The organism is Roseinatronobacter bogoriensis DSM 18756 (genome assembly GCF_004366635.1).
GTDB lineage: Bacteria > Pseudomonadota > Alphaproteobacteria > Rhodobacterales > Rhodobacteraceae > Roseinatronobacter > Roseinatronobacter bogoriensis.
The window spans coordinates 698,022-713,640 of the sequence record NZ_SORN01000002.1 but is presented as its reverse complement, the minus strand read 5'-3'; the positions used below and the strand labels follow the sequence as shown (position 1 = coordinate 713,640).

At 59.0% G+C, this 15,619-nt stretch carries 19 protein-coding genes and 1 other RNA gene; 15 read left to right on the top strand and 5 right to left on the bottom strand.

Translation table 11 applies throughout. From position 1 onward, the window contains the following. The coding region (locus EV660_RS18610) for a hypothetical protein (RefSeq protein WP_168800669.1) at positions 1–247 on the top strand (247 nt) is incomplete at its 5' end. Positions 248–558: 311 nt separating this feature from the next. On the opposite strand, the gene EV660_RS08250 is transcribed toward EV660_RS18610, so the two are convergent. Further along, positions 559–930 carry an Arc family DNA-binding protein gene (locus EV660_RS08250; RefSeq protein ID WP_071479936.1) on the bottom strand — a complete coding sequence of 124 codons (372 nt, stop codon included), beginning with the start codon at positions 928–930 and terminating at the stop codon, positions 559–561. 84 nt (positions 931–1,014) lie between these two features. On the opposite strand from EV660_RS08250, the gene EV660_RS08245 reads away from it, so the two are divergent. The 8 genes from EV660_RS08245 (at position 1,015) to EV660_RS08210 (ending at position 8,490) form a co-directional block, all read left to right on the top strand. Continuing rightward, a complete protein-coding gene (locus tag EV660_RS08245) occupies positions 1,015–1,191 on the top strand; it encodes an Arc family DNA-binding protein (protein WP_084634726.1) in 177 nt (58 codons plus the stop codon). A 13-nt stretch (positions 1,192–1,204) separates the two neighbouring features. Further along, positions 1,205–1,600 carry a hypothetical protein gene (locus tag EV660_RS08240; protein WP_071479937.1) on the top strand — a complete coding sequence of 132 codons (396 nt, stop codon included), beginning with the start codon at positions 1,205–1,207 and terminating at the stop codon, positions 1,598–1,600. Then, the gene (locus tag EV660_RS08235) at positions 1,597–2,157 is read left to right on the top strand and encodes a hypothetical protein (RefSeq protein ID WP_071479938.1); all 561 of its coding nucleotides are present in this window, start codon (positions 1,597–1,599) and stop codon (positions 2,155–2,157) included. Before EV660_RS08240 ends, EV660_RS08235 begins: the two co-directional genes overlap by 4 nt. Positions 2,158–2,160: 3 nt before the next feature. Continuing rightward, entirely contained in the window at positions 2,161–2,778 is a 618-nt protein-coding gene (locus EV660_RS08230; protein WP_134014137.1) for a hypothetical protein, read from the top strand. Then, on the top strand, positions 2,775–4,964 hold the full coding sequence (locus tag EV660_RS08225; protein ID WP_100319174.1) for a tape measure protein: 2,190 nt from the start codon (positions 2,775–2,777) through the stop codon (positions 4,962–4,964). Before EV660_RS08230 ends, EV660_RS08225 begins: the two co-directional genes overlap by 4 nt. A 157-nt stretch (positions 4,965–5,121) precedes the next feature. Continuing rightward, complete coding sequence (locus tag EV660_RS08220; RefSeq protein ID WP_134047585.1) at positions 5,122–6,981, top strand: prohead protease/major capsid protein fusion protein; 1,860 nt, start codon at positions 5,122–5,124, stop codon at positions 6,979–6,981. A 170-nt stretch (positions 6,982–7,151) separates the two neighbouring features. Then, entirely contained in the window at positions 7,152–7,442 is a 291-nt protein-coding gene (locus EV660_RS08215) for a helix-turn-helix transcriptional regulator (RefSeq protein WP_071481186.1), read from the top strand. Further along, on the top strand, positions 7,432–8,490 hold the full coding sequence (locus EV660_RS08210) for a tyrosine-type recombinase/integrase (protein WP_071481185.1): 1,059 nt from the start codon (positions 7,432–7,434) through the stop codon (positions 8,488–8,490). Before EV660_RS08215 ends, EV660_RS08210 begins: the two co-directional genes overlap by 11 nt. 54 nt (positions 8,491–8,544) lie before the next feature. Here the strand turns inward: EV660_RS08210 and ssrA are convergent. Then, positions 8,545–8,894: a transfer-messenger RNA gene (ssrA, locus tag EV660_RS08205) on the bottom strand. Positions 8,895–8,945: 51 nt separating this feature from the next. On the opposite strand from ssrA, the gene EV660_RS08200 reads away from it, so the two are divergent. The 6 genes from EV660_RS08200 to EV660_RS08175 all read left to right on the top strand — a co-directional run bounded on the left by EV660_RS08200 (position 8,946) and on the right by EV660_RS08175 (position 12,841). Beyond that, entirely contained in the window at positions 8,946–9,161 is a 216-nt protein-coding gene (locus EV660_RS08200; RefSeq protein WP_071481184.1) for a hypothetical protein, read from the top strand. A 641-nt stretch (positions 9,162–9,802) separates the two neighbouring features. Then, the gene (locus EV660_RS08195; RefSeq protein ID WP_071481183.1) at positions 9,803–10,525 is read left to right on the top strand and encodes a 50S ribosomal protein L21; all 723 of its coding nucleotides are present in this window, start codon (positions 9,803–9,805) and stop codon (positions 10,523–10,525) included. 6 nt (positions 10,526–10,531) lie between these two features. After that, entirely contained in the window at positions 10,532–10,801 is a 270-nt protein-coding gene (gene rpmA, locus EV660_RS08190) for a 50S ribosomal protein L27 (protein WP_071481182.1), read from the top strand. A gap of 152 nt (positions 10,802–10,953) precedes the next feature. Beyond that, a complete protein-coding gene (locus tag EV660_RS08185) occupies positions 10,954–11,496 on the top strand; it encodes a GNAT family N-acetyltransferase (protein WP_071481181.1) in 543 nt (180 codons plus the stop codon). A 176-nt stretch (positions 11,497–11,672) separates the two neighbouring features. Next, positions 11,673–12,446, top strand: a complete 774-nt coding sequence (locus tag EV660_RS08180; RefSeq protein WP_071481180.1) for a gamma-glutamyl-gamma-aminobutyrate hydrolase family protein — start codon at positions 11,673–11,675, stop codon at positions 12,444–12,446. Then, the gene (locus EV660_RS08175; RefSeq protein WP_232727288.1) at positions 12,443–12,841 is read left to right on the top strand and encodes a c-type cytochrome; all 399 of its coding nucleotides are present in this window, start codon (positions 12,443–12,445) and stop codon (positions 12,839–12,841) included. Before EV660_RS08180 ends, EV660_RS08175 begins: the two co-directional genes overlap by 4 nt. A 6-nt stretch (positions 12,842–12,847) precedes the next feature. On the opposite strand, the gene EV660_RS08170 is transcribed toward EV660_RS08175, so the two are convergent. The 3 genes from EV660_RS08170 to EV660_RS08160 all read right to left on the bottom strand — a co-directional run bounded on the left by EV660_RS08170 (position 12,848) and on the right by EV660_RS08160 (position 15,578). Continuing rightward, positions 12,848–13,438, bottom strand: coding sequence for a L,D-transpeptidase (locus EV660_RS08170; protein ID WP_168800288.1), 591 nt, complete (start codon positions 13,436–13,438; stop codon positions 12,848–12,850). Between the two features lie 211 nt (positions 13,439–13,649). Continuing rightward, entirely contained in the window at positions 13,650–14,291 is a 642-nt protein-coding gene (gene eda, locus EV660_RS08165) for a bifunctional 4-hydroxy-2-oxoglutarate aldolase/2-dehydro-3-deoxy-phosphogluconate aldolase (RefSeq protein ID WP_071481178.1), read from the bottom strand. Between the two features lie 99 nt (positions 14,292–14,390). Beyond that, positions 14,391–15,578 carry a M23 family metallopeptidase gene (locus EV660_RS08160; protein ID WP_071481177.1) on the bottom strand — a complete coding sequence of 396 codons (1,188 nt, stop codon included), beginning with the start codon at positions 15,576–15,578 and terminating at the stop codon, positions 14,391–14,393. Between the last annotated feature and the right edge of the window lie 41 nt (positions 15,579–15,619).

The following is a 15,619-nucleotide window of genomic DNA, read 5'->3' as shown; positions in this document are numbered from 1 at the left end:
GCAGCAAGAGAAGGCCATGCAGAAGATGTTGATCAGCGTCCAGCAGCAGCTCGAGATTGCCACCGAGAAGGGTGTGCCACCCAATCTGTGCTTCATCGCTGTCATTGCCCAGTCGGCAGGATATCTGGCGGGCGTGGAAGGGCGATGTGATGCGGCCGCGATCCTTGCAGACATGCACGCACAAGTGCTTGCGCTGCCGGATCAACCGTCGTCGTCGCGCGTTTCAGACGCTTTGCGAATGCACTGAAGAACAAGGGCGGGGCAGGGGCGCACCTACCCCCCCACATTTTGGGTCCTCCCGAGCGGCGAGCGTATGCGGGGGGCGGAGCCGCGATAGTTCTCTAGGGGTAGATGTTTTTTTTGGGTTGCCACTAAATATGGTATGGTTGCCGTTTTTCTAACAAGGTTGCCAGCTGTGGATCAGAGCCGATGCCCGTGGTTTAGGCCCGCTAAGTCTATAGATTTGCGGCTTTTTTTGGGTTCGCACTTTATCTGGTTCAGGTTCGCAGTTTGGGTGTGTGAAAACCAAGGTGCGCGCATGGTTCGCAGGGCTGATTTTTACTTGGTTGGAAGGTGATTGATCGCCTGGTGAAGCTCGTGTTCCAACAGGCCGAGAAGGCTTCGCCCATATGAGGCGGCCATGGCTGCGATTTCATGATCTTCCGCTTTTGCTATTTCGTTCCTCACATGGGCAGCCAGCTTGCGCAGTTCGGGGCTTCCCCCGATCGCATCGGCAAGATCAGCGATCCTGGCCAGTGCTGCGCGGATGTCCGTTCGCGGGTCTGGATACTCTTTTTCGAGCAGCGCGATGATTTCGGCGTTCATGCTGCGATTGTTGCGCGCTGCACCGACCTTGATGCGTTGCCTCATGCCGTCTGGCATGCGGAGCGTGAAGGCGTCGGAAAAGGTTCTGCTGTCGGATTCTTTCATAGTGTCAAAAGGACATGAAATTACGCTTGACACAATAGTGTCCAATGGGCATTGTTGTGTCACTTAGACACTAAAGGAAGTGATATGCCAAAGAAACCAGCCAGTGATTATCGGGTGAAGATCATGACGCGGCTTCCATTGGAGTTGCGGAACTTCTTGAGGGATCAGGCAGCTTCCAATGGGTCAAGCATGAACAGCGAGTTGATCCGCGCAGTGCGCGAGCGCATGGAAAAGATCACCGCGCAACCCACCCAACCTTAAAGAGGTCTACCAAATGAAAAAGCCGATGAATAACCCCCAGACGGGGGGCGGTGAAGAATTGCCGCAAACAATGAACCTTCTGGAATTTTCACGAGTTGTGATGGCGTCAGAAAACATCACAGAGCAAGAATATATCGATCTTATGCGGCGAGTGTTGCCGCTGCACGAGTTGCCAAAACTTAATCGGGAAGAGGTTGCAAACTTCGCAGGTGCCGCATGTTGGCTCTACGATCTGTCGATACTTTTGAGTGAGCGCATCGAGCGCGAAGAACATGGCCTCGCTAATTCCCATCTTGGCAGTCCCTGTGTCCCTGGCGGGCATTTCTTTGTCGATAATATTCTGACACGCGCAGGTGATGAGCCTGATTTCTCGCTTCTCGACAGACTCTCACGGGGGACAATCCAGTGAAACACCAGATCAAGAATCTCGAGTCCGGAACTGAAAAAAACCAGCCGATCGATCCTGTCGCGGCGGCCTATGCCGAGAAGCTTAAGGCGCTTAAAGACGCCCGCCACATTTCCGGGATGCCGCTTGATTTCTGGGTCGATTTTACTGAAGGGCTTGATCACGGCACAGTCGCCAGATTGTGTAGCAGAGCTGATCTATTTCCGAAATACAACCAGCCGATCCAGCCGATCGATCCTGTCGCAGCGGCTTATGCCGATTGGCTGCAGGCTCGCAAAGACTGGCGCGATCTGATCAATATCGAAGGCGGTGAAGACTTCAGCCATCCGTTGCAGCTTGAAGCTCAGGGCCGCGAGGATGCAGCCGCTGATATCATGCTACAAGAAAAGCCTGCCTCGATGATGGGATTCGCGGGTCTGGCAGCGTTGGCCTGGTGTTTCAACGCGCCGGGTGAACCGAAACCGGAAGAACTTCCGGAATTGGCGCAATCGGTGGATTGCGGGCCCATTCTGGCGATCTGGCGGGCCTGTACGGGCAAAGACGGCTTCCCAGAGACTTGAAACATGTTCGCCACCCCTTTGGTCTTCAACAATCGCATGCACGAGACTTCCCCTTGCCAGAAACGAAACTCTAAGTTACGTTTTTTTAAACAAAGGAAGAACAGCATGCTCAGATTGCCAAAGATTGCCGATATTTTCGGCCTCGACCCCGCGAAGCTCAAGACAGACCGTTCGCGGGGAACAGTGCCACTCGCAGGGCGCTCAGAGGGCAAGAACCCGGCATATGGGCCCATGGACCTGATAGCGCTTGCGCTTCACGAGCAACTTATGGCGCGAAACTTCACCAGTTCGAGCGCCGCGCGTGAGATCATGGTCAGTGATGCACCTCATCAGGTGTTGCAGCGCTTGAAGGAAGGCACTTTGAGCGATTGTCTCTTGATCCTGTCCCAAGAAGTTCAGGATCACCCGAAAATGTCTGGGGTGAGCTCTCCAATGCATCGGAGTGACATTATCAGCGTCTCGGACTTGCCTGAGTATGTGGCGAAATACGCGCCGCGTGTCGGAAGCTTCACCGTCGTGGCGCTGGGCCCGGTATGGCAACATCTGGTTGCGCGGTCAGCGTTGGCAGGTGTCGCTCTTTATCCGGATGGTGAAATGATCATCGAGGTTTCAACTGAATGAGTGAAAAGCGCGTCTCAGTTCGCTTTGCCGCCCAAGGTGGGGGCCAGGTTCGCGCCGAATTCAAGGGTGTGGGTGATTCCGGCACGCGAGAGTTCAAGCGGATCGAGGACCAGGCAGACGCTACTGGTCGCGTTCTGACCCGCGTCATGGGCATTCTGGCCACTGCGGTCAGTGTGCGCGAGCTGGTGCGCTATGCCGACACATGGACTGATCTACGATCGCGCGTGGATCTGGCCACAGGCAGCCAAGAGGCTGGCGCGGCGGTCATGGACCGGCTGGGCGAGATGGCGCGCCGCACCTATTCCGACTTGGCGCAGACCACAGAGGCTTTTCTCGCAAACGCAACGGCGCTGGGTGAGTTGGGGATGTCGACCCGCCAGCAGCTGGACTTTACCGAAGCGCTGAATAACGCAATCGTTGTTTCTGGGGCCCGGCAGGAAAGGGCAGCCCAGATCAGTAACGCGCTGTCGCAAGCCATGGCGCTGGGCGCGTTGCGGGGTCAGCAGCTGAACACCGTAATTCAGAACGGCGGGCGGGTTGCCGAGTTGCTGGCAGCGGAGTTGGGGGTAAATGTGAACCAACTGCGCGAAGTCGGGGCGCAGGGGCTGATTACGGGAAATGTCATCAACAGGGCGCTTGTCGGCAATCTCGAGCTATTGCGCGAGGAAGCAGAATCGATGCCGGCGACCATCGGTGATGCCTTTGTTCTGATGGGGAACATGGCCTTGCAACTGGTGGGGCAATTCAATGAGACCACCCGCGCCAGTGCGCTTGTCGCAGACACGCTGATCTTCCTGGGCGATCAGATGGCGCGCCTGGTTACATACGCGGGAACGCTGGCAGCCTTCATGGGGGGGAGATACGTCGCATCATTCGTTGCCGCGAGGGTGGCCATGATTGCTGCGACGGGTGCCCTGGAAACTTTCAGGCTGGCTTTGGTGCGGTTCTTGCCGTTTGCGGTAATCGTGGGTGTGGGAGAGCTGGTCGCACGTCTCACCGGGCTTACTGGACGGGCCGCCGAGGCGCGCCGTGCGATCGATGATCTGAACATATCGCTGGGCAATGAGTTGCGCGCCCTCGACCTGCTGAATCCAGCAATGGGCCTTGCAACTCAAATGTCGGTGGATCAGGCGGTCGCAAAGCTGCGCGAAACAAAAGCCAGACACGAAAACATTGTCGCTATCATGGCAGAGCAGCGCGCTCTCGCCCAAAGCACGGCCGAATTTGCCGCGAACGCGCGCGAGATCAGCGGTGTGATGACAAGAATCGGTGCCCTGCAGAACACCGGCCGAGATGGCGGGATCTTCGCGCCGCAAGCCAATAGGGCAGATATCGAATTCTGGAATAAAGAGCTCGCTCGACTGGCAAAGCTGCGCGGTGATCTCTTGCAGTCGCCAGAGCAGACAGAAGCACTGCGCGAAGCTGAAAGTCAGATCAGGCGCATTGAAGATGCGATCGCAAACGCTCGCGATGGCGTGGTTACCTTCGGCGAAGGGTTCGGCCCGGTCATCGATGGCGCAATTGGTGTGACCGGCGCATTGAGACGAGTCGGAGAGGCCGCCACGGGCGCAGGGAATACAAACACAAACGCGGCAGAAAAGGTGCTAGAGGGTTGGGCTGCGGTCACAGCGCAGCTTGACGAATATGCAAAGGCGGCGGCGGATTGGGGTAAGGGTATTGGGGATGCGCTGACCGGCGCGTTCACTTCGGCTGAAAACGCCTTTGCCGACTTTGTGACGACCGGAAAGGCAGATTTTCGCAGTCTGGCCAACTCGATCCTTGCCGATCTGGCGCGGATCGCGGCACGCCAGTTCATTCTCGGCCCGATTGCCAATGCGCTGAGCGGCGCGCTGGGCGGGCTTGGGGGCGCGCCACTGAATGCCATGGGCAGCGGGCCTCTCGCCAGTTTCGATGGTGGTGGGCACACAGGCTTTGGCGCGCGCTCGGGCGGGCTGGATGGGCGCGGCGGGTTTCTGGCGGTCATGCACCCCAATGAAACGGTGATTGACCACACTAAGGGGCAGAGAGGCGCGGGTGAGCCTGTGCAGGTTGTTGTCCGCGTCCTTCCGTCGGTAGAGTTTGACGCCCGCGTTGAAAACACTGCGCGCGCTGTCGTGCGGGTCGAGACGCCGGGCATGATTGGTGGTGCCTTCAAGCGCGCGAGAGAGCAGCGGGGGTTTGATTGATGCCGGTCAATTGGCACTTAGCCGCAAGATCGCTCACGGGGCTCGTGTCTTCAGAAAGGCTGCCTTGGGCGGCAGGCGGGAACCCGTTGCACTGGCAGAGCGGCGAGGTGTCCGGCGCGGCTGACGGGCAGAGGATCATGTGAAAGGAAAACGAACCATGAAATCACCTATGGTCACGCGCGCGGCCAGCATCGCGAGAAGTGATGACAAGCAGCGCACAGTCGATGTGGTCTGGACTACTGGCGCACGCGTGGCGCGCTATTCCTGGGCGCGGGATGAAGAGTTTGACGAGGAGCTTGTGGTCGAGCCATCGGCACTTCGCCTCGAGCGGCTGAATTCTGGCGCACCATTCCTCGACACCCATCGCAGCTACGGCCTTGATTCAATTCTGGGGGTGGTGGTCGAGGGGTCTGTCCGGATCGAGGGCGGCAAAGGTTACGCGACCATCCGGCTTTCTGATCGCGAAGAGGTCGAGCCGATCTGGCGCGACATGCAAGCCGGGATCATTCGAAATGTATCTGTCGGATACAAGGTCCACAAATACGAGCGAACCGCGAAGGCCGATCGCAAGGATGGCGGCAAACGGGCGCTTTACCGGGCTATCGAGTGGGAACCCATGGAGATTTCGGCAGTCGCAATCGGCGCCGATGCAGGCGCGCAGTTGCGCGAAGAGGCAAACACCGGCGATGGGCCGGTGATCATCGAGAAAGGACGAAAAATGCCAGACGGCACGAAGACGCCCAGCGCGGGCGATGAGAAGCAGATTCGGGCGCTCTTCACCCGGAACGGCTTCGAGAGTGAGGCACAGGCCGCGATCGAGCGCGGCATGAGCGTAGAAGAGGCGCGCGAGCACCTGCAGGAGCTGCAGGCAACCCGCGATGCCGAATTCGGGCCGGTGAGCGAGCCTGACCTGTCCGGCATGCAGCGCGGCGGTGCGAGCATGGCAGAGGCGATGCAGGCGGCGCTGGTCCATCGGCACAGCCAAAACACAACGCTTCCCCAAGAGGCGCAGCGCTTCGCAGAAATGACCGTGCCGGAGCTTGCTGTCGAGTGGTGCCGATCGATGGGAATCAACTATCGCGGCGGGAACGCAGGCGCGATCGATGCAGCGATGCAGACGCGCGGTGCAGTGGGGTACCAATCCACCAGCGATTTCCCCTCGATCCTGTCCGGTACGTTGGGCCTTCTTGTCCTCGACAAGTATCAGGTGGCGCGGTCAGCGGTTATGCAGGCCAGCAGGGAACGCACATTCGATGATTTTCGCGAAGTCACAGGCGCGCGCATCTCAGGTTCAGTCGAATTCGACAAAGTCCTCGAGTCTGGTGAATACAAGTATGGCCAGGTGAAAGATGGCGGCGAAAAGATCAAACTGGCCACCTATGGCAAGATCCTTGCAGTCACCAGGCAAACACTGATCAACGATAGTGCGGGCGCTTTTGAACGCCTGCCCCAGATCATCGGGACCGGCGCGGCCGAGACAGAAGGGAACCTTCTGGCGGGCATGTTTGCTGAAAACAGCGGCGCTGGGCCTGTCCTGTCGGATGGCAACACGGTTTTCCATGAAAACAACGGCAACATAGGTGCCGCCGCGGCGATCAACACGCAGAGTCTGTCAGAGGCCTATGTGAAACTTCGGCGGCAGCGTGGCCTGGGCGGCGAGGTGTTGGCGATCACCCCCACTTTCCTGATCGTGGCACCTGAAAAGGAAACCGAGGCCCTGCAGGCCGTTGCGGACCTCTACGCGGCAAGCAGCGAAGATGTGAATGTCTTCGCACGGCGGCTGCAAGTCCTGGTCGAGCCCCGGTTCGAGGATCCGCTACGCTGGTATCTGGCAGCGGCACCAGGTCGCCCGGAATCGCTGGTCCATGGCTATCTGCGCGGGCAACGCGGGCCACAGATCACCACCCGCGTGGGGTTCGAGGTCGATGGCATGGAAATCAAAGGCAGCATGGATTTTGCCACAGGCTTCATGGATTGGCGCGGCTGGATCATGAATCCGGGCGCAACTGCAGACTGATTTCACGTCAATTCGGCGGCGTGGAGGGCCCAGCAGGCGGTGGCTTAAAACACCTGCAACAGCGGCTTGTTCCTCTTTCAAGTGACGCTGGGCGCGGATGGCAGCGCCAAGACATACCCGGCCAGCTCTTCTGAGCTGGTCGGCATGCCGGAAGGGACAGGACGCAGGACATGGCAAAAGCCCTCACGACACCCACGGGAAAAGCGAAGCCGGACGCTGGAAGGCGGCCCGTGCTTGGGCACCGACCACCGTCGTATGTGGCCAAGGCCACTTTGGCAGCGGAACTGGATATTTCCGAATCGACCGTGGACGCATGGGTCCAGCGCGGAATCCTTCCAAAGCCTGTCCGGATCGGTGGCGCAGTTCGTTGGAACTGGTCGCAAGTCGATGCTGCGCTATGCGCTGAGACAGTGTCACCAGAGGCAGACCCATTTATGCAGGGCCTTAGCAATGTCACCTAAGATTTCACTGCCCCGGAATGTGCATCGCGTCATTTCGCGCGGGCGCGAGTATTTCTATTTTCAGACAGGGCGCAACACCCCGCACCAAGGGCCTCGCATACGCCTTCCCGATGATCCGACCACACCCGAATTTTGGAACGCGGTCAGGCAGGCGCAGGGGCTTGTCGGGCCGATCCCGACCGATACCGTCGGCGCTCTGATCGACGCCTATGTGGCCGCATGGCAGGGATTGCCGCGCAAGCTGTCCAAGGGCACCCAGGAGCAATACCAGCGCCACCTGAAGCACGTCCGGGCCGCATGGGGCGATCTGCCAGCCGCTAAGCTGCGCCCGTCGCATGTGCTGGCCCTGGTCGAGAAGATCGGTGCTGATCGACCGGGCACTGCAAATAACACGCTGGACGCCCTGCGCGCCATGACCCGCTGGGCTATGGGGCCGCGCGAGTTGTTGGATCGCGACCCGACACAGGGCGTTCCACATTTCAACAAGGGCGAGGGTCACAAGCCCTGGACGCCTGAGCAGCTTGCCATTGCCGAGGCGCATTTCACTGGCACGCTGCGCCGCGCGTATCTTCTGGGGCGCTGGACAGGCCAGCGGATCAGCGACGTGGTGCGCTTGGGCTGGACCGATATTGACGAGGGCGGGTTCAACCTGCCTCAGAAGAAAACCGGCGTTCAACCGTGGTGCCCGATCTTCCCGGAACTGGAATCCGAAATGCGGACTTGGGAAAAGCGGCCGGGGCCGTTCCTGCTACAGGACAAAGGCAAAAACGCGGGCAAGCCTGTCACCACAAATCAGATGTGGAAGATCTTCGACAAGGCGCGCGAGGCTCACCCGGAACTTGAGGGCGCTGTCTGGCATGGCCTGCGCGCCAATGCGGTGATCAGGCTTAGACAGACCGGATACACCGGGCAACAGATCAGCGACATGGTGGGAATGAGTGTCGAAATGATCGAGCGCTATAGCCGCTACGCTGATCGAAAGGCGGGCGGGCAAGCAGTGCTGCGCGATCTGAGAGAGCGCAAGCAGGACAGAACTGTAAAACGCTGAAAAAATGCAAACCGAAAGAGGTGCAAAATCATATGTTTATGGCGCAGAAAATGAAGTGCAGGCTTCTGTTGCCAGGTGCCTGCGAACCCCGCCTTACGCGGCTAAGCGCAAGGGCTTAAGTTTCGGTTTGGTTACTGCTTACGCAGCAACTGCTACCGGAGCACGGTTGTCATTTGCAACTGTACGTTTTGCACCGATAACGGTGGTGGCTCACCGGGACAAAGCTAACCCCTTTAGACGTTCGTCGATCCTGTTTCGGCCCCATGATCCCCAAATGAAGGATGATTGGTGGAGCCGCCGGGTACCGCCCCCGGGTCCGATCCGCTTATTACGAGCGCGTTTATGTCCATAGTCCCTTGCGAGACACAACAGATGTAAGCGCTGCGAGGGGCGGATGCAAGGGGCGCGCGTGACAGCAGACAGGGGCCTGTGCCCACCCTCAGAAGGGTTTGTGAATGCTCGTGGCCGGAAATACCCTCAAGGCGGGCACCCGCAGGTTCAACAGGTCAGATCTGGCAGGCGCGCGCCGCCCTTTCATGGACGGCCTCTCTCTGGCTGACCAGTTGCTCTATGCGCCGGGTTTCGGCCAATGTGCGTTTCTGTTGCCCTTCTGGCACGCAACTTACCTGCGAACCCTTCTGCGTGCAGTGGTAGCGCGCATGACCTTTTGAAGGCAAGGGAACCGTAAAGCTATGGGGGTAACCCTGTCGCGCGCTTTCAAGGCTGGAATCGTGAACCCATAATGCGTGGCTGGCCTGTTCGCAGGCACTTCGAGAAGGGATTTGCTGGCTATCGGGTTTTACGCAGGCCGCAGTTGTTGCGGTGGCTGCCAGAAAAAGGATGAACCGCACGATATCCTCCGTAAGGGGTTGCTTGTCGTGTTGAAACTCTGCCTCGGTCTTGTCGATGCGCCGGTTCAAGCCAGCACTTCACATATTTTTGAGAATAATCGCACGATGTGCGCTTTCTGGCAAGCACGAAGGCCTTTTTGCGCAAATGGCGCTTGTCAAGTCAGATAAAGCGCAACTCATCGGTGCAGGGGCGTTGACAAAGCCTTCGGCGTAGAGCTTCCGTCACCTTCGGTCGTGGGCATTCTCAGTTCGCTTGCCAAATGTGGCGCTGTGCTGCACCTTTCGACAACCCTTCTTGACTTCATGCATACTTTCCCGCATAGGGCGGCTTCCGTTCGGGCATTCGGTCCGCGCGGTTGTTTACTATTGTCCGCAAGCGCGGGCACGCTGTTCGAGGCAATGAACGCCTGCACCAGATGCAGGGGCCACAGAGCGCGGAGAAAAAGAGAAGGAACAGGCCGATGTTTGCGGTCCTCAAAACTGGTGGCAAGCAATACCGGGTTCAGTCCGGGGATGTGTTGCGCGTAGAGCGCATTGCCGCACAAGCTGGTGAAACAGTCCAGTTTAACGAAATTCTGATGCTGGGTGGTGATTCCCCGGTTATCGGCACCCCAACTGTGGCCGGTGCTGGTGTGCAGGCCGAAGTCATTGACCAGATCAAGGCTGACAAGGTCATTCACTATGTCAAGCGCCGCCGTAAGCACAGCTCGCAGCGCACCAAGGGCCACCGTCAGAAGCTGACGCTTGTGCGCGTGACGGATATTCTTGCTTCGGGCGCAGACGATACGGGCATCAAAGCGGCTATCGGCACAGGGTCTGTGTCGGGTTTTGCGATCGAAGCTGCCGCACCTGCAAAACAGGAAAAAGCAGCGAAGCCAGCAAAAGCGCCAAAAGCCGCAAAAGCACCTGCGGCAGAAGCAGACGCTGCCATCGAAGGCACGAAGCCTACAAACCTCTTGACCGAGGCACGCGACGGCAAGGCAGATGATCTGAAGAAGATTTCCGGCGTAGGCCCAAAGCTTGAAGGTCTGCTGAATGAAAATGGTGTGTTCCATTTTGATCAGATCGCGGCTTGGACTCCGTCAGAGATTGCCTATATGGATGATCAACTGTCGTTCAAAGGCCGGATCGAGCGTGATGGCTGGATCGACCAGGCAAAACAATTCGCATCTGAGAAGGAGTAACCCCTCATGGCACACAAGAAAGCAGGCGGCTCCTCGCGCAACGGTCGCGACTCTGCGGGTCGTCGTCTTGGCGTAAAACTTTATGGCGGTCAGGCCGCGACTGCTGGCAACATCATCGTGCGCCAGCGTGGTACCAAGCACTGGCCTGGTACTGGTGTGGGCATGGGGCGTGATCACACGCTTTTCGCGCTCAACGATGGTCGCGTGGTCTTTACCAAAGGCCTGAAAGGCCGCAGTTTCGTATCGGTCATGCCGGTGGAGACAGCAGCAGAATAAGCCGAACTTTTACATATTGCATGTAAGACAGGGTCGGCGTTCGCGCCGACCCTGTTGCGTTTTGACGATGTGTTCGCAGCAGGAGGAGGCGGGAACAGATTGTCACAATCAAAAGTTACCATCGGGGTCCAAGCCCTGTCGGAGGAGCGAGCATGAATTTGGATAGTGATATCAGGGCTGATCAGCCCATTTTAACCTCGGCCCGGATGATCCTGCGCCCGTTGCAGCCATCCGATGCGGGATTGCTGGCGCTGTATACAGGGGACAAGCGTGTCGCCGAAGGGACGCGGTCCATTCCCCACCCCTTGCCGCCCGGCGCGACCGAGCAGTTTATCGCACGCGTCACCACGCCAGAACGGGAAGAAGATGTCTGGGTTCTGGATGGGTCCATGGCGGATGCCTCTTCTGTGCTGGGTCTGATATCGCTCAAACCACTGGACCGGCAGCAAAGCCAGATCGGCTTCTGGGTTGCACCCGCTTTCTGGAATGCCGGGTTCGCATCCGAAGCTGTTCGCTGCGTGATCGAGAATAACCCGCACAAGGCGCGCACGCTGTTTGCCGAGGTGTTTCAGGATAACCCGGCCTCTGCGCATGTGCTGACGAATGCACGTTTCGACTATCTGGGCGATGCAGAAGCCTATTCCGTTGCGCGCCGGACCACGGTTCCGACATGGACATATATCCGCCGGATGTAGGGGCCTTAGCGATGGCATGGCGCATCTTGCAGGTTCACCCCGGACCAGCGTAATTTTGCGCCGTACCGCAGCGCAGGGCCTAGGCGTGGGTCACATAACTGTCGGAGATGCGGGCAAGCTCTCGACCTTTTGGCCGGGTTTGTTACATTGTCGGTGAAAGCGGACAGGGTAAAGCAATGCGCAGACCAGTCGTCGGGATTATCGGCAATTCCTATCTGATCAATGATCAATATCCCGCCCATGCGGGCGGGACCATGAATTCCGAGGCGATCGCCGAGGTGTCGGGCTGTCTGCCCTTGCTTGTGCCGTCTGACCCGCGCCTTGTGTCAGTGGCAGAGTTGCTGGAGGTCTGTGACGGCTTTTTGCTGACAGGGGGGCGGCCCAATGTTCATCCCGAAGAATACGGAGAGGCCGAAACACCTGCGCATGGTGCCTTTGACCGTGCCCGCGATGCAATTGCACTGCCCCTGGTGCGGGCTTGCGTGGCCAATGGGCAGCCTTTCTTCGGTGTGTGCCGTGGCTTTCAAGAGGTGAATGTCGCAATGGGGGGCACCTTGCATCCCGAAATCCGCGACCTTCCGGGGCGGATGAACCACCGCATGCCGCCCGATGGCACGCTTGAAGAGAAATTCGCCCTGCGCCATAAGGTTCGCTTTCAGGATGGGGGCGTATTCCATCGCCTGATGGGGGCACCAGAGGTGATGACCAACACCTTGCACGGTCAGGGCATCAAGACACCGGGCCAGCGGATTGTCATTGACGGCCATGCCCCTGATGGCACACCCGAGGCGATCTATGTCAAAGATGCGCCCGGTTTCACCTTGTCCGTGCAATGGCACCCCGAATGGCAGGCGGGGCAAGACCCTGTGTCGCGCCCCTTGTTCGAGGCGTTTGGCGAAGCCGTGCGCGCATGGGCCAGCGGTCGTCAGCCCTGGGCGCTCAGCGCGTGAGGCGGGCGATACTGGCAGGGGTGGCGGCGCTTGGCATGGTAGCGGGCGTCTACCTTTTTTCAGGCGGCGATCAACAGGGTGTCATGGTTGATGTTCTGGTGCCGCCCCTTGATGCGGAAGAACAGCAGGGAGCAGAGCTTTACGCGCGGAATTGTGCCAGTTGTCATGGCGACAATGGCGCGGGACGCGAAGCGGTTGGCCCGCCATTGGTGCACATCATTTACGAGCCATCACACCACCCGGATGGGGCATTCTATGCGGCCGTTCAACTTGGTGTGCGCGCGCATCACTGGGAGTATGGTGATATGCCGCGCCAGTCCCATGTGACCGAACCCGAAATCACACAGATCATCGCATATATCCGTGCGCTGCAACGGGCAAACGGCATCCATTGAGGCAGATCAGACGACGAGGACGCGCGTGCCTATTGGTACCCGGTCATAAAGGTCGATCACATCCTGCTGCAGCATCCTGAAACACCCCGAAGAAGCAAACCGCCCGATTGAGCGCCATTCCGGAGTGCCATGAATACGGTAGCCCTGATCGCGCCCATCTGTCATCAGATACAGCGCGCGTGCACCAAGCGGGTTGTCAGGGCCGCCGGGTTGACCGTCTTTCCAGCGTTCCAGATGCGGTTCTCGCCTAATCATCTCTGGTGGTGGGGTCCATGTCGGCCAATGCGCCTTGCGATAAACAGTTGATTCGCCTGTCCAGTCAAAGCCTTCGCGCCCGACCGAAAGCCCGTAACGCAGGGCATAGTTGTTTTCCAGGACCAGATACAGCAACCTGTTCTGGTTCTCTATTATGATTGTGCCCACCTCTTCTTCGGTTGTGTAGGGCACGATCTGACGGTGCAGAAACTCGGGTATGGCGTCTATGTCGATGGCGCGCAGCCTGTGCGCACCGTCGCGCCGGGATGAATAGTCTATCGGTTCCAGCTCAGGTGGCGGGGCGGGCGCGAGTGCAGGGACACAGGCTGATAGGGCCAGCATACTGCCTGAGGCACAAAGAAACTTCCGGCGGCTCAATTCGATCATCTGCATTCGATCCGGTATTAAAGGTCTTTATCCATGTCGCGCAGCATCTGTCCTGCCGGGCCAACCCGTTCAGTCTATGATGCGGATTGTCTTGCGCAAAGTCATTATGTGCCCGTTATATCGGGTTTTTGTGAACGCTGCCGAAATGTCGCCAGTCAGTTCTGGTTTAGCGTGGCAATTCAGAAGCGGCGCGTGCAAGTCTGGTTATGGCGTCCCAGTCGCCAGCGGCCATTGCATCTTTCGGGGCGACCCAGCTGCCGCCCACACAGGCGACATTCGGCAAGGCTAGATAGTCAGGCGCACGCGCGGCACTGATCACGCCCGTAGGACAGAATGTGACTTGCGGCAATGGTCCCGCGATTGATTTCAACGCGTTGGCCCCGCCAATCGCCTCCGCTGGAAAGAACTTCTGCACAGTATAGCCCTGTTCCATAAGCGACATCACTTCAGAGCAGGTCTGGGCGCCGGGTAAAAGCGGCATCTCGTTCAGGCGCGCGGCATCAATCAATGCGGATGTGGCACCAGGTGCGACAGCAAAGCGCGCACCCGCCGCGCGTGCATCGGCCATCTGCTCTGGCGTCAGGACTGTCCCGGCCCCTACCACAGCGCCTTCGATCCGGGCCATTTCCGCTATAGCCTCAAGCGCGCAATCCGTGCGCAAGGTCACTTCCAAGACTGGTAGCCCCCCTGCGACCAGTGCCTGCGCAAGCGGCACAGCATGCGCCAGATCTTCAATAACCAGCACCGGAATGACAGGGGCCATCTGGCACAGGGCAAGGGCGTTCTGGCTTTGCTCGGCAGGGGTCATTTTGTATCTCCAATAGGGTTAGCGCTAACGTGCTTGTAGCGCCAGAACCACAAGACTGGCAAGCCCATCGCGAAAAGCTGCGTGAAACCCCGGTCTGTGTTACTGCAAGTGGCGCATCGGATCGACGCTGTTCATGCCATCGCGGATTTCAAAATGCAGGAAACTGGGATCGCCCGCGCGCACACGTCCGATTGTCTGACCCTGTGTCACCGTCGCCCCGCGCGTAATCGTCAGGTTTTCCAACTGCGCATAGACAGAGAGCAATCCATTATCATGCTGGATCACAACGACAGGAACCTTGTTCGTATCTTCGGTGATCGCAGCAACCCGTCCGGCAGCGGCGGCACGCACGGCGGTTCCCGCACTTGCCGCAATGCCAATACCATGTTCATTGCGCCCCGGCGCATAGGCGCGAATGATGCGCCCGTCCACAGGCATTACGAAGCGCGATTGAGCGGGCGCGCTGCGTTCTTCTGACAATGCAGGCGAAGGGGGGCGTGCTTCGGCGGCCGCGGCTTCGGCTTCGCGGGCAGATGGTGCGGGTTCCGGCAAGGGGCTGGATGCGCTTGGTGGCATTGGCGTCGGGCTGCCAGTTCCCGGTGTTGCCACAGCGGCTGTCTGCTCGGGTTGTTCGGGTTGGGGCGTCTGTCTGGCTGGTGCAGGCTGGTCTGCAACCGGGATCATCAGCATTTGGCCCTCGCGGACACGCATCTCGGGGTCAAGTCCGTTCCAATCCGCCAGCGCGCGCGCCGACACGTTGTACAGCCTTGCGATCTGGAACGCCGTTTCCCCGCGCTGCACACGGTGGCGCACAGGCTGCTGTTCTGCGGGCTGGGTGGTGGTCTGGGGTGTGATTGTCGGGGCTGTCCCCTCGGCCCGTGCAATCGCACTGTCGGCAAGGGTAGAAATCTCGATATCGCCTGCGCGGGTCGGGCTGCTGGCCCCATCGCCGCCAAGTTTGCGCGGAAGGGCCAGAACCTCGCCCGCACGCAGATTGGTTTCAGGTGTCAGGGCGTTGAAGCGGGCAAGTTCGGTTTCACTCATGCCGATACGCTGGGCAACAGTTCCGACTGTATCCCCGGCCCGTGCAACGGCAACTTCATAATCCGGGTAGCTGATAATGCCACGTGAATCCGGGCGCGGGCGCGCTGCCGTGGCCTGTCTCGCGGCCTCTGCCGTAGAGAAGCCGTTGCCGGAATTGCGCATATCAAGGTCGAAATCGTTACACGCGCCCAAAGCAAATGCCGCTGCGCTGCACAGCAAAGCTATCCGACTGTTTATCAACATCTGCTCAACCTTTTACCTTGCCGCTCTGGTGCAGCGGTAGC